Below are 21,668 nucleotides of genomic sequence, written 5' to 3'. Positions count from 1 at the left end.
ATTTATTTTATTATTTTTTCGTATTCACTCCTTTTTGAAGGGTCAATTGTGGAAAGAATATCAAAAGCTTCTCTTCTTACCTGAATATTGCCCTCAGAAAAAATATTGATCAACTCATCCGACTTTGCATCCAGGAAACTGATGATCAATATTGAGCTTGGATATATTTCTCGTATCTTTTTGATGCTCTTTAATACTTCCAGTATTTGCTGGCGGCTCTTATCTCTATCCAGTTCATATGTATCCAAGGCCAGTCTGTGGTATTTGTAAATGCCTTTACGAATATCATGCATTTGCTGATTAGTAAGATTCTCTATCAGCCAATAGCGGTTTCGTGTGCTTCCCAGAGCATTCCACCCAGGCCGATTGGCCTGTTGGGCATTGTTAACAATAGTAAGAGCTTTTTGGAAGTATGTAGAGCCGCCCATTTCGCTGAACGAGTCGTAGTCCATGCCTAGAATCAGGTATGCATAAAATGCCAGCATGGATGTAAGGTTGGTATTAAAGCTATTGATATTAAAATTCAGCGGCTGAGATTCTACGTATTCAAATTGCCAGTCACGGTCAGCAAAATTGATCAGGATAGACTCGTAATTGGAGTTGTAAACTGGTCTTGCAGATTGTACTTGCACGGTTGCTTCATAGTTGCCAATGCTTTTTGGGTCCTGTAACGTAATGATCAGGTTGCATTTGATTCTTTCGAAGCTTTCAAATTGGTCATCAGTCCACTTTTGATTATTCAGGAATTGCGAGAAGGCATTTTCCATGTCTTCAAATATTCTTCTGTCAGAGGACTGAACCTGGTCTGCATTGATAGTTACTCTGCAGTTGAGTTCCTGAGCTTTAACGGAAAGTAGGGTAGAGAAAAATAATATGGCCAAGGTTAACTTACGCATTGATCACCTCTATAATTGTGTTAATAATGTCTTTAGCTACATCGGTTTTACTTTTTAACTCAAAATCGCGGACATTATTTTGTTTGTCTATGATAGATATCTTGTTGGTATCATGCCCAAACCCTGCACCCTTATCATTGAGCGAATTCAGTACAATCAAATCAAAGTTTTTTGACTTGATCTTGTTTTGGGCATTGTCCAGTTCATTTTCCGTCTCCAAAGCAAAACCTACGGTAAACTGCCCATTTTTTTTCAATTTTCCCAGCGATGCAGCGATGTCTTGTGTTTTGACTAACTCGAGAGTAAGTGAATTGGACTTTTTCTTGATCTTTTGATCGGACATTTGGGCTGGTTTATAATCGGCGACTGCTGCCGAGAGTACTGCTATGTCGGCATTAGGAAAGTGCTGTATGCAGGCATCGTACATTTCCTGGGCAGAGGTGACCTTAATTAACTCTATATTGTTATGGTCTACAGATTGTTGAGAGGGGCCGCTAATCAATACAACTTGAGCGCCATTTAGTGCCATATGATGAGCCAGAGCATAGCCCATTTTACCACTGGAGTGATTGCCTATGAACCTTACCGGGTCTATGGCCTCATAAGTAGGGCCAGCAGTGATTAGAACCTTCTTACCTGCAAGTGCTTTTTTTTTATCGAAGAAGCTTTTTACCTCTTGCAGGATATCTTCAGGCTCAGCCATTCGTCCCTGACCTACAAGGCCACTGGCCAATTCACCATGTCCAGCATCTATCACTTTGTTGCCATATTCTTCAAGTAGTGATATGTTGCGTTGCGTTGAAGGGTGTGTATACATGTCAAGGTCCATGGCAGGAGCAACATATACAGGACATCGTGCTGAAAGATAGGTAGCCAGGAGCAGGTTATCACAAAGGCCATGAGCCATTTTAGAGATGGTGTTTGCACTTGCCGGAGCAATTATGAATAGGTCGGCCCAGAGTCCTAATTCAACATGGTTATTCCATTGTCCAGAGTCATCCTTTATAAAACGGGAGTAAACAGGGTGCTTTGATAGTGTGGATAATGTGAGAGGGGGTATAAAGTCAGATGCAGAGGTGGTCATGATAACTTTTACCTCTGCACCTTCTTTTACAAGTAATCTTACCAGAAGAGCTGATTTATAAGCAGCTATGCTACCACATACTCCCAATATAATTTTCTTTCCCTGGAGCATGCCGAAGCCAATTAAAGTTGCAAGCCGCCTTCTTCGTCTTCTCTACGTCTGAAAAGAACTTTGCCTTCAGAGAATTCCTCGATAGCTACATTGGTAGCTTTTGGCATTCTTTCATAAAACTTTGAGATCTCTATTTGCTCTCTGTTTTCAAAAATTTCTTCAAGGTTATCTACAGTAGACGCAAACTCAGCCAGTTTTGAGTTCAGTTCTTCTTTTACGTTTACCGCTATTTGTCTTGCTCTTTTTGAAATGATTGCTACACTTTCATACACGTTTCCGGTTGGAGCCGAAAGCTTGTCCATATCTCTTGTAACAATAGATGCTTGAATAGCCATAGTTATATTTATTAAAGTTATTTTATTTCTTAGCCAGCTCGGTAACTCTCTCCAGGCTGTCGTTATATTTTTTTTCAGCTTCACGAATATATTCACTATCAGGGTACTGATCAATGAACTCCAGATAGTATTCGTTAGCTTGTCGGTATCTTTCCAGTTGTTTGGAAAGTATGCTTTTACCCGCAAGGCTATATTGTGCCATGAATTTCAAAAATGCTATCTCCTCATTAAACTTAGAATCAGGGAAATCATTTTTAAAAGTTTCAAAAGCTACTACTGCTGCTTTATGACGTTCTAATTTATAATATTGTTTTGCGTTTTCGTAGCCTTTTTTCTCTAGTTTTTCCTGTATTTCGTCAATTACCTTTGATGCATCCTCTCTGAACTTACTGTCAGGGTATTTGTTTAAAAAATTTTGCATGGCTATAACAGCTTCTATGCTACTGGTTTGATCCAGATTATAAACGGGAGAATTAGCGTACAGAGAATAGGCATGCATAAATTGAGCCTCCTGAGCAAATTCACTTCTAGCATATGTCTGATAGAAAACTTTGAAGTGGTGTGCTGCCAGTAAATAGTATTTTTCGTAGTACTGTGTATAAGCAAAGTAGAACTGAACTTTTTCTCCTTCGGGAAGTCCTCTCACGATAGGTAATATCTGATCGAAAAGTGCTCCGGCCCGATAATAATCCTTGTTTTCGTAATAGTTTAAAGCTGCGTCATATTTCACACGCCAATCCTCACTTTTTTCTATTTTTCTGAACTTGCTGCATGATGCCAGAGAAAAGATGAGAAAAGCAGCTAAAAAATACTTAAAAAATACCCGTTTCAACATAAGGGTGCAAATATAGGTTAGTAATCGTTAATAAGCAATAAAATGATATTGGCTTGAGATCAGGGTTTATAACGAAAGAATTTTACGGGTAGTTTTAATTTGAAGCTTTTATTTTCTGATGACAAGCTTTCTGGTCATAATCCCATCGTTGTCAATATATAAGGTGTAAAAATAAACGCCTGGATTAAGCTCTTCGGTATTGATCTTTAGCTTAGTTTCCAGGTAGGCGAGTTCATACTCTCCTATGATGCTTCCCAATACATTGTGTATGACTATTTTTGCATGTATGTCTTCTTTAAGCAGGTTATAGTCAATGATGGCAAAATCTACTACCGGGTTTGGGTAAACATCATTGATGTGGACTTGATCAGAGCTGAAAATAGTATTTTTCTTGTCCAGATCTTCAACAGTGTAGGTTACCTCATATTCTACCGCGTCGGAAGGGTTATCTCTGTCGTATATTAAATATTTTACAGTGCTGAACCCTGCTGAAAGACCGGTTTCCAGAACGGTCTTTAGTTTAGATGAAGTCTCGCCAGGTTCCAGTTTCTTGGATAGGGGCATCTGACTAATTTCTGGTTCATAACACTCATCCCCCCAACAGAAGTAGCTGCTTTGGCTGGTACCTATTATTTGATCGGTTCTTTTTACAATAATTTGAATGGGACGGTCGCTCGTATTTTTTATTTTGATTGGGGCCTTAACAGTGCCTCCAATGCTACCTTTTAATGTGCCGGATTGCTCAATGACTTCAAAATTCTGCGCATGCGCAAAGCAAATTATCGCAAAACTGAATATCATTGATAGGAATATTTTCATATTAGCACATAATAATTTTTGTAGCCATTCGTTGGCGTGGTGTAATCATTTAAGATACGTAAAATTATTTATAATTGATACGAATTTTTTTGTTTTTGGCGACCTTATTTTTTGAGTTAGGATATTATTCATTTTCTTTCTGCTTCGGTCTTAACACATCTGGTTCATCAGGTATTAGTTTAGGAGCTTTTTTTATCGTTTGCTTGGAGTTTTTTTGCTGAGCAAGTATAGTACTTTCCAGCATTTCGTTTTTTTCAGGCTTCTCTTTTTCTCTCCAGTTGAAGTCCTTCAACTTTTTTTGAGGTGCATTGATCTCATGTGGAGGAATAAATGATGCTTCCGGCTTTACATAAAATGAGATATTGTCAGCCTTGTTTTCCTTAAACTTGATCAGCATATAGCTACAAATGATTTTGTTAATCCCTACCAGGTACGACTCCGTTTCATCCAGTGCATGGAAAAGGCTCTCTCCATTTCCATTAACATCCACTTTTTGAATATTACCCCTGCTAAAATGAGCAACCATAGAGCGCCCTTTGATTTGATTAAAGTTGTCTATACTATCTTTTGATATTACGAATGAGTTGACTGACATGTTGAGTTTGTTGATAGTGTTGTTGGCAATTTCAACATTGATGGAGTCTGCTGTCATTTGATTTCCGGCCGACCATAGTACCGGATCATCATAGAAATAAATGATGGAGTCGGCAGTTACATAAGCCAGCGAATCAGCTCGTCCCTGAAGGTCAGGTTTGAATATTTTTACATTTTTGTAAGCCAGCAGCCTTTTCTTGGCAGGGTCATCACTTTCAATAGCCACAAGTGTGTCTGCTGTCAGGTACATGGTATCTTGAGCCATGATCTTTTTCATAAGCGCTCGCCCAAATACTTTGGCTATACCTGTACTTTTCTCGTAGAAACTCCGGTCCCCGGTGATGATCACATCCTGTTCTTTTGAGATCATTTCTACATTACCTACAGCCCTGTAATATTTTCTAAGATCATCAAGAAACAGGTTGTCACCCTCCAGGGTATATGATTTTGTTTCGATTTGCCCCAGGTTGAGATCCGATCTTTTAATTTTTGTATCATACTGGCCTTCTTTGTAGTTAAATACATTTCCATCCACATCTGTCAATTGTGTAGGGCCCCGAAAATATACAATATTGGTTTTGGTGTTGTACTGAAGTGTATCAGACTCTAAAGTGTAGTCCGGGTTCTTTCCGACTACATCGGATTTAAAGGAGGCCATGTTGGTGTTGACCTGATAGTACCCTTTTTTACTCGTCAATACATTGGTGCTATCTACAAGCTTTCCACCATTGTAGTATCTAGCTTCTTGTTGGTTCCTATGATAGTCAAGGTAGTCTGTATATAAAGTAACCTGACCTTTTTTTACAAATACTACATTTTCTCGAAGTTTGGCCTCTTTCTTGTCACCTTCATAGATCAATTTTTTAGCAGTAATCACCACGGAGTCGCCTTCGGTAATTTTTACACTTCCAAAAGCTTCCATATAATTCCTTTTGCTATAAAAATGTACGGAGTCACTATATATGGTGGTTTCGCTTTGTTCAAAGATCACGTCTCCAATAAAACGGTCGAAACGTTCTCCTGCTTTATTGATCCCACCAAATAGTTTGTCCGCCTGCTTCATTTTTACCTTCTTTTGCGCAAAACCGGAGCTTCCCAAAAACATGGTAAATCCTATGACAAGTACTATTTTAAGTGTTGATTTCATCTGTTCTATCCCAGTATTTTAGCAAACTGCAGGAATGCTTAGTCATATAAAATTAATATGTTTGTCAAAAGGCATCCTTCTAATTTGCATTAGCAATCTCAAAATTAAACAAAAAAGCCCGTGCTCCGATGGTTAAAGACTTTTTAGATTTCATCTCTTCCCATAATATTTGCCAAAAAGAGGATAAAATGCTTTTAGCGGTAAGCGGTGGAGTTGATTCAGTGGTTCTCGTCAGGTTGTTCAAGGATGCCGGATTTAATTTTGCCATAGCTCACTGTAATTTTCAGCTTCGCGGGTTGGAATCCGATGGAGATGAAGTTTTTGTAAGGGAGCTGGCACAGTTAAATAATGTATCATGTTTTGTTCAGTCCTTTGACACCAAAAATTATGCCGCACTGCAAGGAGTTTCGACGCAGATGGCTGCTCGTGACCTGCGCTATGGTTGGTTCTCAGATCTGATGGCAGAGCATAATTTCAAATACATTGCTACCGCGCATCATTTAGATGATAGTCTTGAAACCGTACTCTTTAACCTTACAAAGGGTACAGGTATTGCCGGGTTGCGTGGAATTCTCCCTAAGAAGAATAATTTGATCAGACCTCTGCTGTTTGCTTCAAAGGAAAATATTTTAAGTTTTGCCAGGCAGAAGGGATTGCAATGGAGGGAAGATAGCAGTAATCAATCTACTAAGTATAGCAGAAACCTGATTCGTCATGAGGTTATACCAGCCTTAAAAAAAATCAACCCATCTATGGTCACTACTTTCATGCAGGTTAGTCAGCGACTGGAGGGCACAGAGAAGGTGTTGCAACAGCGTGTCGACCAATTGAGGAGGGAGAGTTTGACTGAACAGGGGGAAGATCTATACCTTTTGAAGGAGAAAATAGCGGAGCAGCCAGCGGTGGTGATTGAAGAGCTCTTAAAGCCGTATGGTTACAACTGGCAGCAGGTGCAGGAGATATTAAATGGGTTGGAGGGGCTTGTGGGGAAAATGTTCCTTTCAGGAAGTTATCAGCTAAATATTGACCGGTCTCACCTGATCATAAGTCCTTTAAAAAAAGGAGAGATAGGGGAACAGTATATTGAAATCAATGAAGAATATGTGGATAATGAGGTTGTTAAACTAAGGTGTTATTATTCCGGAGAGCCCAAAAATTTCTTAAAGCAAAAACATGAGGCTAGTCTTGATTTCGACTGTTTGAAGTTTCCGCTTAAACTACGTAAGTGGGTGGAGGGAGATGCGTTTAGGCCGCTGGGGATGAGGGGTAAAAAAAAGATTAGCGATTTTATGATAGATGAGAAAATTCCTTTAAACTTGAAAGAACGAGTATGTGTTATTGAGTCGGCAGGAGAGGTAGTATGGGTAGTTGGACACCGTGTAGATGATCGGTTCAAAGTTCGTCCTGACACAAAAAGGATATTCAATATGGTAATGTTGCAGAATGATTAATCCCTTTAAAAAAACTTTCACGGCTCAGGAGCATAACATGTTTGTTTTTCTAGCTAAGATCAGATTGTTTTCCGATTTGAACTACAAGCAGATGTCACTTTTTCTTCCTTTTATGTATGAAAGGAAGTATGAGCAGAATGAAGTTGTTTTTTTTCGAGGAGATCCAAGCCATGCGCTTTACCTGCTGAAGAAGGGAGAGGTTTCTCTAAACATTGATGTTAACGAAGACTTTGAGAGTCTTACCCGTGTTCGGGCTGGTGTTGCACTTGGAGAAAGCTGTCTTTTAAAGGATGCTAACAGGCAGCTTAATGCATTTGTTAGTTCTGAAACTGCTGAGTTTTACGTAATACCTCAGGATAATATCTTTGATATTTTTGAAAGCAATTTGAAAATCAAGGTAAAGATGCTTGAGTCGCTGGCAGAAATATACAACGAGTACAATTCTAACCTTTTCAAGGCCTACAAGTCTTCCCGGGGCTTTTTTCATCTTAGTCAGGTTTACCGAGGCTGAGATAAGTTCGTTATTTATAGTTGGCTGCTTCTGGTGTAGCAGTTTGAAGGTTAATCTTTGAAACTTCCGGCATAAAAACAGGGGGTTAATTGTTGAAAAACTTTGAACTGTGCAACTGAAAACAGTAAACCCTGAATAGTTTAATTTGTCACATTGATTAATTAAATTTGTCCACCGTGATAATTCAATTCATTCATACAAAATCATATAAAAAATTATGAAGATAACCGTAGTTGGGGCAGGTAATGTGGGCGCTACCTGTGCTGATGTATTAGCCTACCGAGAAATTGCCAATGAAGTAGTACTTGTTGACATTAAAGAAGGTGTTGCCGAAGGTAAATCACTGGATATTTGGCAAAAGGCACCTATCAACCTTTATGACACAAGAACTGTAGGATCAACCAATGACTACTCAAAAACAGCAGGCTCTGATGTGGTTGTAATTACTTCGGGTCTTCCAAGAAAACCAGGTATGACCCGCGATGACCTTATCGAAACTAATGCGGGTATTGTTAAATCTGTAACGGAAAATGTGATCAAGCATTCTCCAGAAGCTGTTATCATCGTAGTGTCAAACCCTCTTGATGTAATGACATATCAGGCACACCTAAGCTCTAAAATGCCTAGAACAAAAGTGATGGGTATGGCTGGTATATTAGATACTGCCCGTTACAGAGCTTTCCTTGCCGAAGCATTAAACGTCTCCCCTAAAGATATTCAGGCAGTACTTATGGGAGGACATGGAGATACTATGGTGCCACTTCCAAGGTACACTACCGTAGGAGGTATACCTGTAACGGAGCTTATCGAAAAAGATAAACTGGATGCAATCATTGAAAGAACTAAAACCGGTGGTGGCGAATTGGTGAAACTGATGGGAACTTCAGCATGGTATGCTCCTGGTTCTGCAGCTGCTCAAATGGCTGAGGCTATTGTGAAAGATCAGAGAAGGGTATTCCCTGTTTGCGTTAAGCTTGAAGGAGAGTACGGTATAGATAACTGCTACCTTGGAGTACCTGTTGTTCTAGGTAAAAATGGTATTGAGAAAATTATTGAACTTGATCTTAACGATGAAGAAAAGGCTCTTCTTGAGACTTCCAGAGTTCACGTAAAAGAGGTTATGGAAGTTTTGGATAAGCTTAATTCAAAATAATTTCAAAGAAGACCGGATGCAAGATACTTTTCCTGTATGATAACTTCTCAAAGGCCACCTAATAACTTGGGTGGCCTTATTTTTTATTGATGCTTTCATATTTAATGGGGTAAGGTTATATTGGAGATAAGATATTCCAAATTATGGCCGGATACTCCAGCACACCTCTTGTTAAAAAGCTTGGCTTAAAGGAAGGATCGAGGATAGTTCTTGTGAATCAGCCGGACAACTACTTTAGTCTTTTAGACGATCTGCCCGATGTAAAACTTGCCAATGATGACGAACAGGCTGATTTCCTCCATTTTTTTACCAGGGATGTTGGTGAATTGAAGGAGCAACTGCCCCTTTTGAAAAGTCGGATGAAAAAAGATGCAATGCTTTGGATCTCATGGCCCAAGAAAGCATCTAAAGTACCGACAACCATAGATGAGAATCTGGTAAGAAGTATAGGGGTGAATATTGGCTTAGTAGATGTTAAAATATGTGCTGTGGATGAAGTCTGGTCGGGGCTAAAATTTATGTATAGAATTAAGGATAGATGAATAGAGTTTGGCTTTTAATAGTTTCAATAGCCATTGTAAGCTGTAGTGAATACCGTTCTACAAAAGCAAGGCTTGATATTACTAAAGAGAAATTTAACAAACCTAGTGAGCTGGTGCAGGGGGATTTTAAGGAAGTAGAGTTAAAAGAAAAAATGTCAATGCTGAGTTTGGGTGGCGCCCGAAATATTGGAGAGTTTTTCGATCGGAGGCTGATCTTTTATAAAGTAGATTATCCTGCCATGACCATTGGGCGTGCTCATGTCGAAGAGCTGGTCTTCTATTTTATGGACTCTGCGTTGGTCAAGCTGAGGTATAAGATTAAGAATGATGTCTCTGATTTTTTATTGGATTCTTTGGGACTTTCCCGGTTTAAGCCTTTGGATGAATATAGCAAGCAACAACTGGATAGTGGTAGTATTGTGAAGAAGTATGGAGGGTATTATGAGTTGAATAAGGCGCTTAGAAACTATGAATTGGTCTGGCGTGATGGCAATACGGTATCACGTTTCAGGGTCAGCAACAGAGCTACAGATTCGTTAATGACTTGTTTCTTTTACCACGAAATAGACGGCTATGACTCTAAAATCAGGGAAATGGAGCAGCTGTATAATGCAATTGACCGGAATACTTACATTGATTAAGCTTAGTTATCTGACAAGTTGGGTATTTCGAGGTTTACAGTAGTACCTTTCTTCTCGACTGAGTTTAGTGCTACATTACCGCGCAGCTTATCTACAGTCTCTTTGACAATGTATAAACCCAGCCCAGAACCAGCATTATCATCTGTAGCGCGATAAAACATTTTGAAAACATTCTTTAGATGACCTTTGGGGATGCCACGACCATTGTCATTAATGTTGATCTTGGCCGTTACACTGTTTACAGCAATGTCAATTTTAATGTAGGGATCAGTATGGTTACTGTACCTGATGGCATTGGAGATAAGGTTATTAAAAATTACTTTTAGTCGTTTCTTGTCTGAATTGAAAGGGACGTCCTGCTTGATGTAGATGTCTTTAAGTATTTGCTTTTCCCCTGAGCTATATTTGAGTTGATCAAATATCTCATTGATCATTTCTTCAAATTCAATTTTTTCACTGTCTACTTCCAATCTGGCGTTTCTTGATAGGTCAAGGATATCTTTGATGAAAGTATCTTGCCTTTCGGCACTTTCTGCTACCATGGCCAGGTATTTCTTCATCATGATTATATCCTCTTCTTTTTTGGCCAGGTTGACCAGTCCTAGTACTGAGGCAATGGGAGCCCTTAAATCATGAGATACGCTGTAAACAAAATTATCCAGTTCAATATTGGCTTTCCTTAATTTGCTATTTGAGATCCTTGTTTTTTCTTCAATCTTTTTGCGAACCTGAATCTCATCATGAAGCTCTTGAGTGCGTTCTTTTACTTTTGTTTCCAGTTGCTCGTTAAACTTTTCGATGGCCTTTTGTGCTACAGTACGTTCATTTACTGTAGCGTAAAGAATGATTGTGGATATGCTGATTACCCCGATGAATACCTGCAGGATTAGCCTTGAGTTATCTTCACTGTCCAATACAAAAGGGCCTTCATAGTGAAGTGTGAAATAGATAGCCAGCAATGATGCAATCAATATACCGGTCATTGTGGTTTGAAGGTTAAACCTGAATCCTAACCATAAGAGGAAGGGCATGATAAGAAAAGGGACGGATTTCTCAATGGTTGAAGAAATGGTGTCAATCTGAAGAGACATAACAATTAAAGCCAGGGCGGCTATAAAAATTATACCTTCCACAATACGGTGCCAGTTAAACTCGATCTTGAAGTTGGCGGTCCATGAAATTACGAATGGCGTTATGATCAATACACTTGCCACGTTACTCAGCCATAGACTTGAAAATGTGGATAATATTGCTTCAGAAGTTATTATGTGATTGAACCACATGCTTAGCATCGAAATGCCTGAGCCCAAGGTGCACATGAGCAGCGCTACTAATAGGAAAATGAAAACGTGTGTTGTTTTTAAAAATGGATTACGGACTTTGATAAACTTCCTAATGAGAAAATAGCCAAATAGTGCTTCAAGAGTATTGCCAATAGCTATTACAACCATAGCCATAACCACTGAAAACGAAAAAGTAATACCAAGATGGAGAAATATCAAGGCAACAGCAATAAGCGAACCTATGGTAATGGCAGGCCAGGTGCGATGCTTAAGAATGATCAGCAATGCTAAAGCCAGGCCAGCCGGTGGCCATAGAGGAACGGTTTTTGTTTCTCCAAAAGAGAGCCATAAACCGAACTGAGCAGATGCGTAATAGAGAACTGATACTACAATGATCTTAAGATCGTTGCTTTTTTTCAGTGTGGCGAAAGGTTTTAATGAAATAGCATTCATGGTGGCGTTGTTTGCCAAGCTATAGTACAACAACACGTAAATATAGTAATAATTTTACACTAGTCAAGGTAAACTACCCGCCACCCATTTACTTTTACCATGGGTACTCACCTGATGGAGGAGGGTAATCTCCCTGCATTCGTCTTAAGATCATGATTTGACCCAGGTGGTATGAAAGGTGAGTAGCCATTGAGGTTATCAGATCATAGCAACTGTCGTAACTTGGGGGGTGCTTGAGGTCTGCAACCTTTTCCAGCAATTGTTTAACTTCAGTTACTCCTGAGAGTAGTGTGTGAATTGAGTCCTGTAATTCATTACTATTTGAAGGTGATTTTCCAAATGGCCAGCCTTCTTCTATGTTGTGTACTCTGGTTAGAGGTTGGCCTTTAAGGTGAGCAATGGTCCGTTCCTGCCAGAAGCTTATATGACCAATAAGTTGCCATATGGTATATGGGCTACCCGGTAAGGTTTTGCTTGCGGTATTTAGTGTTAGTCCTTCCAGAATATTGTGTGCAGCAAGGTGGCTGTTATAGCCTTCCAATGCATGTGTTAGTGATTTTGTTACTACTTCTTTCATAGTTATTAGTTTTAGTTATTTTATTACTCATGGGGAAAATTCCATGGAGTTATTGTGTTCACACCTCAGGTAGTGGCACTGAGTCTCTCTGTATGGGAGGGTGGTGATTTTAATTCCTTGACTTCATAATGTTGCACAAAAGGTTCTATTTCCAGCAAACAGCTGGCATCTTCAGGGTGATATCGTGATTTTTCGTATTGCTCGTCTGCAAAAATCTTTATGGACTCTACTGAACCCCAAAAGGTGATCAGCAAGAAATGGCAGCCAAGATTGTTCTTGGTATTAGTATAATCCTGGAAACCAGTTTTTTGTAAGTAGTTCCAATATTCATCCTTTTTGGTGTGGGGCACTTTTTCATGCCATGTCCTAGCGATCATAATTCATTTTTATACTATTAAAATACATTTTGATGGTATAAAAGTATTGATTTATTTATCACTATCAAAATGTATTTTACTGGTGATAAATATTTCTTGTCAATCCTCCCTATCTTTGTTGTGATGACACATGAAAGAAGCATTGATAGTATCAGCTTACATGGCGGGTGGCTTTGTCTTGATTTTATTAATACCGTGCATGACTGGACTGTTGCTGACCCGGAGGATTACCTGGTGTCTTATGATGATGTTTTGAGGTGGAGTGCGAGAATGAACACCTTGCCGGCTGAAGATATTGATCAGTTACAGAAAACATTTCAGCATTCTGAAAAGGCAGACTTGCTTTTGAAAGGTATTGTTGAGGCCCGTGCCGTTCTTTACTCGCTTTTTATAGCGATCATCCGTCAGCAGGAGGTTGGTGCTGTCGTGCAGGAGCAATTTAATGAACTGTTATCAGAGACAATGTCCAAGTTAGGTGTGGATGTTAGTGACACTCCTTCATATTTCTGGAAAGGAAAAGAATTGCGGAAGCCCATTTATCCGGTAATTAAGTCAGCTTATGACTTACTCATGTCAGGCAAGTTAGGTCGTGTGAAGGAGTGTGGCGCATGTGGTTGGGTGTTTTTAGATAAAAGCAAGAACAATAGCAGGAGGTGGTGCGATATGCAAGCTTGCGGTAGTGCAGCTAAAGCTAAAAGGTACTACAGAAAGAAAAAGCAGGAAGAACAGCATTAGTTTTATAGCTCAATAATGAATGAGGTGCCCTGGCCCGGTACGGATTCCACCTGTAAAGTGCCATTATGGAGTCTTACGATTTGTTTGGATAGTGCAAGGCCAATTCCTGAGCCTCCCCTTTTTGTAGTGAAGAACGGTACAAAAACCTGATCTACCTTATCTTCATCAATCCCAGGGCCATTATCGGTTATGCTTATTTTTGTCTTTTCCTGGCTATTTACAGTGATCAATATTTTTGGATTGTCAGAATCTTCCAAAGCCTCAAGAGCATTTTTTAAAATGTTGATGATAACTTGATCTAATAGGTCAGTATCTGCTAAAATCTTAATTGATTCGTCATCATATGCAATTCTGAAGTCTACATTTTCCAGGTTAGGCCTGAGTAATGTTTCGATTCTCTTTAGTACATCTTTTATATAGACCTCTTTGAAATTAGGAGGAGGTATCCTGGTGAGGTTTCTATAGGCTTCAGTAAAAGATTGAAGTCCGGCACTTCGGCTTTTCACTGCGTCCAGACCAGTGAGTACTTTCTGGATAGTATCCTGATTAAGTGTGCCTTTTTTGTTCTCTTTTTCAATGATCTCGTAAAGGGTATTGCTTAGAGAAGAGATAGGGGTAACTGAATTCATGATTTCGTGGGTTAGTACCCTGATCAGCTTTTGCCATGCATCCATTTCATTGGCATCGAGTTCATTTTTAATATTCTGAAAAGATACCAGTTTATAATATTGTGCATGGAGTTTAAATTCTGAGGCATGGAGGCTGAGTTGAAGTAGCTGGTTTGATAGTTTTATCTTCACTAACCGATTTTCTCCGGGTTTGATATGGCGGATGGTATTTAAAAGTCTTTTGTCTATTCCTTCAAGACCTTTGAGGTAGAGCACCTGAGGTTTATTGAGCAGGTTTTTCAAAGCTCCGTTCATGAGATGAATCTTCTCCTTTTCGTCATAGCTTAAGATGCCTACGCTGACATGTTCAACCAAGGATTCAAGGTAGATATGCTGCACCTCTTTTTCGGAACTTATAGTTTTAAACTTTTGCGTGATCTGGTTAAAAGCCGAATGAAGTTCATTGAATGACTGGCCTTTGGAGGTTTCAGAGAATGTGGTAGTAAAGTCATTTTGCAGAAGAGCCAGTAGGAAAGCAGCAAAATCTCTGTTGCTTCTGTCTACATACCAGATAAACTCAATAATTGCGACTATCAAAAATATGGCAAAGTATGTACTTCTGAGATAGTTTTTACTCACTAGTAGAAAGTAGATAAGTAGAGTTAAGAGTACCGCAACAAGCAATACTCTGAAAATGACATTATATCTGAAGTTTTTGCGCATAGCCTTTCCTAATCTCTCTTATTTATATTCCATACTTTTCCATTCTTCTATACATGGCACCTCTTGATAGTCCTAACTCTTTGGCAGCGTGACTTATGTTGCCATTATGTTTTTTAATCGCATTTTTTATAGCCCAGGCTTCCAGGTTCTCCAGGTTATAGTTATCAAATACTTGTTCTTCTTTTGGGGAGTCTCCGGGAAATGAAAAATCTCTGCTTTGCAGTTCATTACCATCACTCATGATCACTGCCCGTTCAATAGCATGTTGTAATTCACGAATATTTCCTGGCCAACTATATTTTTGTAATCTTTTGATGACTCCCTCCGGAAGGTAGAGTTTCGATTTATTATACTTTTTGCAATATATTTCCAGAAAGTGATCGGTCAGCAGAGGTATATCTTCTATTCGGTTTCTTAATGGAGGTATGGTGCATTCAACAGTGTTGATCCTGTAAAGCAAGTCTTCACGAAAGCTCCCCTCACTCACCATATTATATAAGTTGCTGTTGGTTGCGCAGATTACCCGCACATCAACTTCTACAGGGTGGTTGCTGCCTACCTTGATAATCTTCCTGTTTTGGAGGACAGTAAGTAGTTTGGCTTGAAGGGCTAGAGAAAGATTGCCTATTTCGTCGAGGAAGAGTGTGCCTCCTGAAGCTGCTTCGAAACGGCCGGTCCGATCCTCTTTAGCATCGGTAAAGGCTCCTTTTTTATGACCAAAAAGCTCGCTTTCAAAAAGAGTTTCAGAAATAGAACCCAGATCAACACTTATAAAAACCTGGTCAGCCCGGTTAGACTGGCGATGAATCGCTCGGGCGGCCACTTCCTTTCCAGTACCATTTTCACCCAGTATTAGTACGTCTGCATCAGTCTTAGCTACCTTATTGATAATGGTGAAGGCTTCTTTGATGGCTTTGGACCGACCAATGATATCGCCGGCCTGGTGGTCAGCTGAAGAAGAAAGTATTTTTTGCTGCGATTTGAGGTGCCGTACCTGTTTTTGTTGATCCGATAGTTTAAGAGCTGTTTGGACTGTAGCGAGAAGTCTTTCATTTTGCCAGGGCTTAACGATGAAATCTGCTGCCCCTTCTTTCATAGCTTCTACGGCCAGATTTACTTCACCATATGCAGTCATCAGTAATACACTTGTTTCAGGAGAAATACTAATGATTTCCTTTAGCCATTTCATCCCTTCCTTTCCGGAGGTTTCTCCCTGCCTAAAGTTCATATCGAGCAGTACCACATCATAAGTTTGTTTGTCTAGCTCATCAGGAATATTTTTAGGAATGTTCAAAGTGTTTACTTCTGAGAAGTACTGCTCTAAAAACATTTTAGCTGTCAGCAGAATGATCTCGTCATCGTCAACGACTAATATTTTACCTTGTTGTTTGGTCATCTCATTTTGGTTTTCTGGACCAGCTTTACTAAGCCTTTAAAGATTAATAAACCTTAATCTTACCGAATCCATTAGTTCCAAATCTATTACAAAAGATAGAAAATACTTAAATAAGTGTCCATCAATGGGCACTTTTATGTTCTGTCAGTGGGCACTTGTACGGTTTTGTAACTCAAAATCAATTGTAAATTGCTGATTATAAGCGATTTTAATGAATGGCATAATCGTTGGAAAGCAATTTTTGAAAAGCATAAAGCTATGATTAAAAACTACCTAAAGATTACTTTTAGAAATATTATGCGAAACAAGCTTTTCGCAGCCATTAATATTTTAGGACTTTCCGTAAGCCTTGCTTGCTGCCTGCTCTTATTTTTATATACTTCAGAGCAGCTTAGCTACGATCAGCATCATGGAAAAAGATTGTTAAGGGTGACCTCACACTTGACGCAGAAGAGTGGTGAGGCTATCAATATAGGGTCCTCTTCTATGCCTATTGCTCCTGTAATTGAATCGGAAATACCGGAGATAAAAAATTCAATCCGTATTTTGATGCCTACTTTGTTTGGTAGTAAAGACCTCATTTCATACGAAGATGAAGCCTTTTATATCGATGGAGGGATGGTAACTGAGCCCGATTTTTTTGATGTGCTGAAGTACAAGTTTGTAAAAGGTAGTGCTGAGCAAGCTTTTCCTCATAATAATGCGGTTGTACTAGACAAGAAAACAGCCGCAAGGATATTTGGTAGCCAGGATCCTATGGGTAAAACGATCAAGCTTAATAGCCTTACAGGTGCTCAGGATTATGAAGTTACCGGAGTTATTGAAAATGATGGTTACCCAACTCACTTAAAGCCTACGTATGTGATCTCCAGGGAAACAAGCATATGGAAACCATTCATAAGTCAGTTTGATGCAAGTTGGGTTGGCAACAACCTCGTCTATACCTATCTGGAACTTGATGACAGAGCCGATATAAGTGCTGTTGAAGAAAAGATCCATAAAATATTTATTAAAAATGGCGGTGCAGAGATGAAAGAGCTCGGTTTTTCGAAAGAGATGCACCTGCAGCCCATTGAAGATGTACATACCTCTGCCAATTTGGAAATGGACAGCTTTCAGGGGAGGAGCCTTGTTTTTATACAGGTATTAGTGACTATAGGAGTTCTTATTCTGATTCTTGCTTGTGTTAATTATATAAATCTGGCAACGGCTCAGGCAGGTAATAGGGCAATGGAAGTGGGGGTTCGCAAAGTAATGGGTGTGACTTCCAAAGGGCTTATTGTTCAGTTTTTGGGCGAATCATTCATTATCGTATTCATATCCTTGTTATTCAGTATCCTGTTTGCCGAAATGGCCCTTCCTTTCTTTAATTATCTGGTAGACGATCAGATTATTTTGTCATCAGAGAATATGTGGATTATTGGCAAGTACCTGTTGATGTTTTTACTTATTACAGGGCTGTTGGCCGGGCTTTATCCAGCATTTTACCTAGCCTCCTTTAAACCTGCCCAAGTGTTGAAAGGGAAAAACAAAGATAAAGGCGTCGCAGCACTGCTTAGAAAGGGGTTGGTTGTTTTTCAATTTGTAATATCAATAGCTCTCATAAGCTCCATCATAGTTATTTCCCAGCAGGTAGAATTTATAAAGAGTAAAGATCTTGGGTTTAATAAAAATTCAAAAATGGTTATTCCCTTGTCTACAGATGAGGCTGCTGCCAGCTACCCGGTTTTAAAGCAAAAGTTCGTAAAAAACGCTTCAGTGGGTAAGGTTACAGGTGCTCATTCGGTACCAGGTTCTCATATTCTCTCGGATATACTGGCTTATAAAAAAGGGCAAACTATGGATGATGCCGTGAGAATAATAAGAAATCCTGTGGAGTATGATTATTTTCAATTGTTTGATATTCAGTTGCTCGCAGGTAATTACTTTGATGGGCCGGAAAAGGATACTCTTGTCTCCAAAGTTATAATTAATAAAACGGCAGCCGATCGTTTTGGCTACACTCCCGAGGGGGCAATTGGGGAGATCTTGTATTTCGATTTTGGGACCATGAATTTTCAGTATCGTGTTGTAGGTGTGGTTTATGATATACATCAGGTGTCACTTCATGATGAAATTTATCCCATGATGTTCCAATTGTCTGACGGTAACAGTGCACAAAATATGGTGCTGGAAATAAATTCGGATGATTATCAGCAGGTACTTTCAAGCTTGGGGAGCGATTGGAAGCAATTGCTGCCAGATACACCATTTGAATACTTTACTTTAGAGGACCACTTGGACAAGCAATACGCAGCAGACAAAAGCACTTTTGATCTCATTAAGTACTTTGCGGTGATTTCAGTAATCATCAGTTGTCTTGGCCTGTATGCCCTGTCTATGTTCTTTGCAGAGCGGAGGTTTAAAGAAATAGGAGTGAGAAAGGCCTTGGGAGCAGAGGTTAAAGACATTTTGATTATGGTGTCAGGTGATCTGTCTAAGTTGATCATACTAGCCTTTGTGCTCTCAATTCCAATAAGTATATACGGAATGGATAAGTGGTTGCAAACCTTTGCCTACAGAATAACACCAGGAGTGGGTACGTATCTGCTTGCAGGTTTTATTTCCATCTTTATCGGTTGGGTTACCATCAGTTATCAATCTTTAAGGGCAGCCAGAACTAGCCCTGTCAATGTACTGAAAGACGAATAGAGATATTCCGGAACTTGAAAAAATCTATTAATGATTAAGAATTATTTGATAGTAGCAGTTCACAATCTTATACGGTTTGCTATACCCCTGATCTGGTATGCCGGTAGCTACTGGCTCGAAGGCTTTGCGTATAGGGTGACACTGCAACCCGATATTTTCATTATCACATTTGCTATTACCCTGGGTATAACTTTCATCACCGTTAGTTATAAAACCATGAGGGCAGCTATGCTCAACCCTGTGGAAGTACTAAGAAGTGAGTAAAATTTAAAGAAGATGCTGAGAAATCATTTTGTAATTGCCTTCAGGAATATTTGGCGTGAAAAGACCTTTTCATTTTTAAATATTGCGGGTCTTTCCGTAGGCATATGTTGTGCGTTAATACTAATTCTATATGTCAATAATGAATTTAGCTACGACAAACATCATGAAAATGCCGAAAACCTGTATCGACTCAATACAGTGTTCCCGGGTTCAGGAGGAGATGGTATGCCTACAGGGTCACCGCCAATAGCGTGGGCACTTAAGGAAGAGCTGCCGGAAATTGATAATGTTGTAAGGGTAGTAAACCCACCTCAGGTAGAAAAGAACCTGTTTCGATATAGGGACAAAATGTTTTATGAAACCAGAGGTTTTTTGGTGGACTCTACTTTTTTTGATGTTTTTAATTATCAGTTCATTGAAGGCGAGCCTCAAACTGCTTTGGATAGACCCGGTACGGTTGTAATAAAAGAGTCCATTGCCAAAAAGATATTTCCTGAGGCTTCATCCCTCGGTCAGTTGATAACAATTATTAATGGAGATGACCCTCATGAATACGAGGTTACAGGAGTAATTGCCGATAAGCAGGGTAACTCACATATAGACGCCAATTTTTTCATAACCATGAATAGTCCAGGGTGGGGAGAGCTTATCAATAGTATTACCACATGGGCAGGACAAAACTTCGTGTATTCCTATATGTCGATTAAAGATGGTACGGACCCGGCACAGTTAGAACGTAAAATCAACGATGTGCTTCAAAAGCGGGGAGCGGAGCACTTTCAGACGCAAGGCAGAACAAAGGAGTTAAGGATGATGCCGGTAAAGGATATACATCTGTACTCAGGCAATGATCTGGACCTGAGTATTAATGGTAGTATTGAGCGGGTAAGCATTATTTCACTCATCGGATTTTTTATACTGGTAATTGCCTGTGTTAATTTTGTTAACCTGGCTACTGCAAAGGCAGGAAAGAGAGCGCTTGAGATTGGAATAAGAAAAACACTTGGAGCTCAGCGTGGATCACTGATCATTCAGTTCTTCATGGAGGTAGTGTTGTTTATTCTATTTGCTGCGTTGCTGGGCTTTTTGTTGCTGGATATATTCCTTCCGTTTTTCAACTATCTGATGGGGCAAAAGCTGGATCTTATGAGTTTGTTTACGCCAGACATTTTGATGACAATAGTGACTGTGCTGTTAGTAACAGCTATTATTTCTGGCAGTTACCCTGCTTTGCTTCTCTCATCTTATCAGCCAGCGAAAGTACTCAAGCAAAAAGTTGCAGTGAGTAGCGGAGCCCAATGGTTCAGGAAGGGGTTGGTTGTATTTCAATTTGTAGTATCCATAGTGTTGATTGGTGCTGTGACTATTATGGTACAGCAAATGGATTACATGAGTAATTATGATATGGGATTTTCTTCAGGTTCCAAAATAGTGGTGCCGTTGAATACACCAACAGCAAAGGCAACTTACCAGAATATGCAGCAAGAGCTTGGTAATATAGCGGGTGTTCAATATGTAACAGCTACCAGTTACCTACCCGGTGATCAGGTATTCAATGACCTTCGGGTCTATACCGAAGGGCAAACCATTCATGATGGCGTGCTTACTGGGATTAACCGTGTAGACTATGATTACCTGGAAACTCTTAAAATTCAGATTATAGCGGGGCGTGGATTTATCAGAGAGATTGCGGGCAATGAAAGAGATGTAATCCTTAACAGGAAGGCCGTGGAGGATTATGGCTATACCCCAGAGGAGATCATTGGCAGAGAAGTGTATACAGATTCTTTTTCGGGAGAACAGTTCAGTTTTACGGTGATTGGTGTGGTGGAGGATTTCAACCAGCGATCATTGCATTATGGCATAGAGCCGTTGATGCTTCAACACCGCCAGGAGGAGAGTTATGAATACATGCTGGTTACGGTATCTCCGGAAAGCTTTAAACCTGTACTTGCACATATGCAAAACAGATGGGGGGAGATTGTTCAGGACACCCCCTGGGAGTATTCTGAACTCGACCAAAGCTTACGGTCGAAGTATGAAGCAGATCAAAAAGCCATTACACTCATATTTTCAGCATCCATCATAGCTATAATTATAGCTTGCCTGGGCTTGTTTGGTCTATCGTTATTTGCAGCTCAAAAAAGACAAAAAGAGATCAGTATAAGAAAGGTTTTCGGTGCCTCAGTCAAACAGCTGATGAGGATGCAGTATAAAAGCTTTTTTACCATGATACTTATAGCCCTGCTAATAGCAATCCCCTTGATTTACTACGGAATGGGGCAATGGCTGGCTGGGTTTGTTTACAAGGTCGAAATAGGAGTGGGGGTATTCGTTCTATCAGGAGTGGTCGCATTTGCAATTGCCATACTCACTGTTAGTTATCAGTCTGTGAAGGTAGCACTGGCCAATCCGGTGGATATACTTAGAAATGAATAGCAG

Annotated in this window: 20 protein-coding genes; 9 read left to right on the top strand and 11 right to left on the bottom strand. The window is 39.7% G+C overall.

Features of this window, described 5'->3' with window-relative positions; all coding sequences use genetic code 11:
- Positions 1–2 precede the first annotated feature (2 nt).
- The 6 genes from porD to JMN32_RS01235 all read right to left on the bottom strand — a co-directional run bounded on the left by porD (position 3) and on the right by JMN32_RS01235 (position 5,821).
- A complete protein-coding gene (porD, locus tag JMN32_RS01260) occupies positions 3–896 on the bottom strand; it encodes a type IX secretion system protein PorD (protein ID WP_202854457.1) in 894 nt (297 codons plus the stop codon).
- The gene (coaBC, locus tag JMN32_RS01255) at positions 889–2,091 is read right to left on the bottom strand and encodes a bifunctional phosphopantothenoylcysteine decarboxylase/phosphopantothenate--cysteine ligase CoaBC (protein WP_202854456.1); all 1,203 of its coding nucleotides are present in this window, start codon (positions 2,089–2,091) and stop codon (positions 889–891) included. The genes porD and coaBC overlap by 8 nt, the downstream gene beginning before the upstream one ends.
- An 11-nt stretch (positions 2,092–2,102) precedes the next feature.
- Positions 2,103–2,426 (bottom strand): DNA-directed RNA polymerase subunit omega, encoded by a 324-nt coding sequence (locus tag JMN32_RS01250; protein ID WP_202854455.1) that lies wholly within the window; start codon positions 2,424–2,426, stop codon positions 2,103–2,105.
- A gap of 22 nt (positions 2,427–2,448) precedes the next feature.
- A complete protein-coding gene (locus JMN32_RS01245; protein ID WP_202854454.1) occupies positions 2,449–3,261 on the bottom strand; it encodes an outer membrane protein assembly factor BamD in 813 nt (270 codons plus the stop codon).
- Positions 3,262–3,369: 108 nt separating this feature from the next.
- Positions 3,370–4,080 carry a T9SS type A sorting domain-containing protein gene (locus tag JMN32_RS01240; RefSeq protein WP_202854453.1) on the bottom strand — a complete coding sequence of 237 codons (711 nt, stop codon included), beginning with the start codon at positions 4,078–4,080 and terminating at the stop codon, positions 3,370–3,372.
- Between the two features lie 124 nt (positions 4,081–4,204).
- Positions 4,205–5,821 carry an OstA-like protein gene (locus JMN32_RS01235; protein WP_202854452.1) on the bottom strand — a complete coding sequence of 539 codons (1,617 nt, stop codon included), beginning with the start codon at positions 5,819–5,821 and terminating at the stop codon, positions 4,205–4,207.
- Between the two features lie 188 nt (positions 5,822–6,009).
- On the opposite strand from JMN32_RS01235, the gene tilS reads away from it, so the two are divergent.
- The 5 genes from tilS to JMN32_RS01210 all read left to right on the top strand — a co-directional run bounded on the left by tilS (position 6,010) and on the right by JMN32_RS01210 (position 10,119).
- Positions 6,010–7,272, top strand: coding sequence for a tRNA lysidine(34) synthetase TilS (gene tilS / locus JMN32_RS01230; RefSeq protein WP_202854451.1), 1,263 nt, complete (start codon positions 6,010–6,012; stop codon positions 7,270–7,272).
- 91 nt (positions 7,273–7,363) lie between these two features.
- The gene (locus tag JMN32_RS01225; RefSeq protein WP_317191747.1) at positions 7,364–7,783 is read left to right on the top strand and encodes a Crp/Fnr family transcriptional regulator; all 420 of its coding nucleotides are present in this window, start codon (positions 7,364–7,366) and stop codon (positions 7,781–7,783) included.
- A 217-nt stretch (positions 7,784–8,000) separates the two neighbouring features.
- Entirely contained in the window at positions 8,001–8,936 is a 936-nt protein-coding gene (mdh, locus tag JMN32_RS01220) for a malate dehydrogenase (RefSeq protein WP_202854449.1), read from the top strand.
- A gap of 143 nt (positions 8,937–9,079) precedes the next feature.
- The gene (locus tag JMN32_RS01215; protein WP_202854448.1) at positions 9,080–9,478 is read left to right on the top strand and encodes a DUF3052 domain-containing protein; all 399 of its coding nucleotides are present in this window, start codon (positions 9,080–9,082) and stop codon (positions 9,476–9,478) included.
- The gene (locus JMN32_RS01210; RefSeq protein WP_202854447.1) at positions 9,475–10,119 is read left to right on the top strand and encodes a hypothetical protein; all 645 of its coding nucleotides are present in this window, start codon (positions 9,475–9,477) and stop codon (positions 10,117–10,119) included. Before JMN32_RS01215 ends, JMN32_RS01210 begins: the two co-directional genes overlap by 4 nt.
- A 2-nt stretch (positions 10,120–10,121) precedes the next feature.
- On the opposite strand, the gene JMN32_RS01205 is transcribed toward JMN32_RS01210, so the two are convergent.
- From JMN32_RS01205 to JMN32_RS01195, 3 genes are all read right to left on the bottom strand, one after another.
- Positions 10,122–11,855 carry an MASE1 domain-containing protein gene (locus JMN32_RS01205; protein WP_202854446.1) on the bottom strand — a complete coding sequence of 578 codons (1,734 nt, stop codon included), beginning with the start codon at positions 11,853–11,855 and terminating at the stop codon, positions 10,122–10,124.
- A 94-nt stretch (positions 11,856–11,949) separates the two neighbouring features.
- Positions 11,950–12,432 (bottom strand): DinB family protein, encoded by a 483-nt coding sequence (locus JMN32_RS01200; RefSeq protein WP_202854445.1) that lies wholly within the window; start codon positions 12,430–12,432, stop codon positions 11,950–11,952.
- A gap of 65 nt (positions 12,433–12,497) precedes the next feature.
- The gene (locus JMN32_RS01195) at positions 12,498–12,809 is read right to left on the bottom strand and encodes an antibiotic biosynthesis monooxygenase (RefSeq protein WP_202854444.1); all 312 of its coding nucleotides are present in this window, start codon (positions 12,807–12,809) and stop codon (positions 12,498–12,500) included.
- Between the two features lie 123 nt (positions 12,810–12,932).
- Between JMN32_RS01195 and JMN32_RS01190 the strand changes: the two genes are divergently transcribed.
- The gene (locus tag JMN32_RS01190; protein WP_202854443.1) at positions 12,933–13,544 is read left to right on the top strand and encodes a CGNR zinc finger domain-containing protein; all 612 of its coding nucleotides are present in this window, start codon (positions 12,933–12,935) and stop codon (positions 13,542–13,544) included.
- 2 nt (positions 13,545–13,546) lie between these two features.
- On the opposite strand, the gene JMN32_RS01185 is transcribed toward JMN32_RS01190, so the two are convergent.
- Positions 13,547–14,875 carry a sensor histidine kinase gene (locus JMN32_RS01185; protein WP_202854442.1) on the bottom strand — a complete coding sequence of 443 codons (1,329 nt, stop codon included), beginning with the start codon at positions 14,873–14,875 and terminating at the stop codon, positions 13,547–13,549.
- Positions 14,876–14,897: 22 nt separating this feature from the next.
- Positions 14,898–16,271, bottom strand: coding sequence for a sigma-54-dependent transcriptional regulator (locus JMN32_RS01180; protein WP_202854441.1), 1,374 nt, complete (start codon positions 16,269–16,271; stop codon positions 14,898–14,900).
- A gap of 258 nt (positions 16,272–16,529) precedes the next feature.
- On the opposite strand from JMN32_RS01180, the gene JMN32_RS01175 reads away from it, so the two are divergent.
- Genes JMN32_RS01175 through JMN32_RS01165 form a run of 3 tightly spaced genes read left to right on the top strand, consistent with a single transcriptional unit; the run spans position 16,530 to position 21,665 of the window.
- A complete protein-coding gene (locus JMN32_RS01175; protein ID WP_202854440.1) occupies positions 16,530–18,962 on the top strand; it encodes an ABC transporter permease in 2,433 nt (810 codons plus the stop codon).
- Between the two features lie 30 nt (positions 18,963–18,992).
- Positions 18,993–19,226, top strand: a complete 234-nt coding sequence (locus JMN32_RS01170) for an ABC transporter permease (RefSeq protein WP_202854439.1) — start codon at positions 18,993–18,995, stop codon at positions 19,224–19,226.
- Positions 19,227–19,238: 12 nt separating this feature from the next.
- Positions 19,239–21,665 (top strand): ABC transporter permease, encoded by a 2,427-nt coding sequence (locus JMN32_RS01165; protein ID WP_202854438.1) that lies wholly within the window; start codon positions 19,239–19,241, stop codon positions 21,663–21,665.
- The last annotated feature ends 3 nt before the right edge of the window (positions 21,666–21,668 follow it).

Origin of the sequence: Fulvivirga marina (assembly GCF_016775155.1) — a bacterium.
In the GTDB taxonomy this organism is placed as follows: domain Bacteria; phylum Bacteroidota; class Bacteroidia; order Cytophagales; family Cyclobacteriaceae; genus Fulvivirga; species Fulvivirga marina.
Note: the sequence above shows the minus strand (reverse complement) of the source record. Positions and strands in the feature narration are given on the sequence as shown.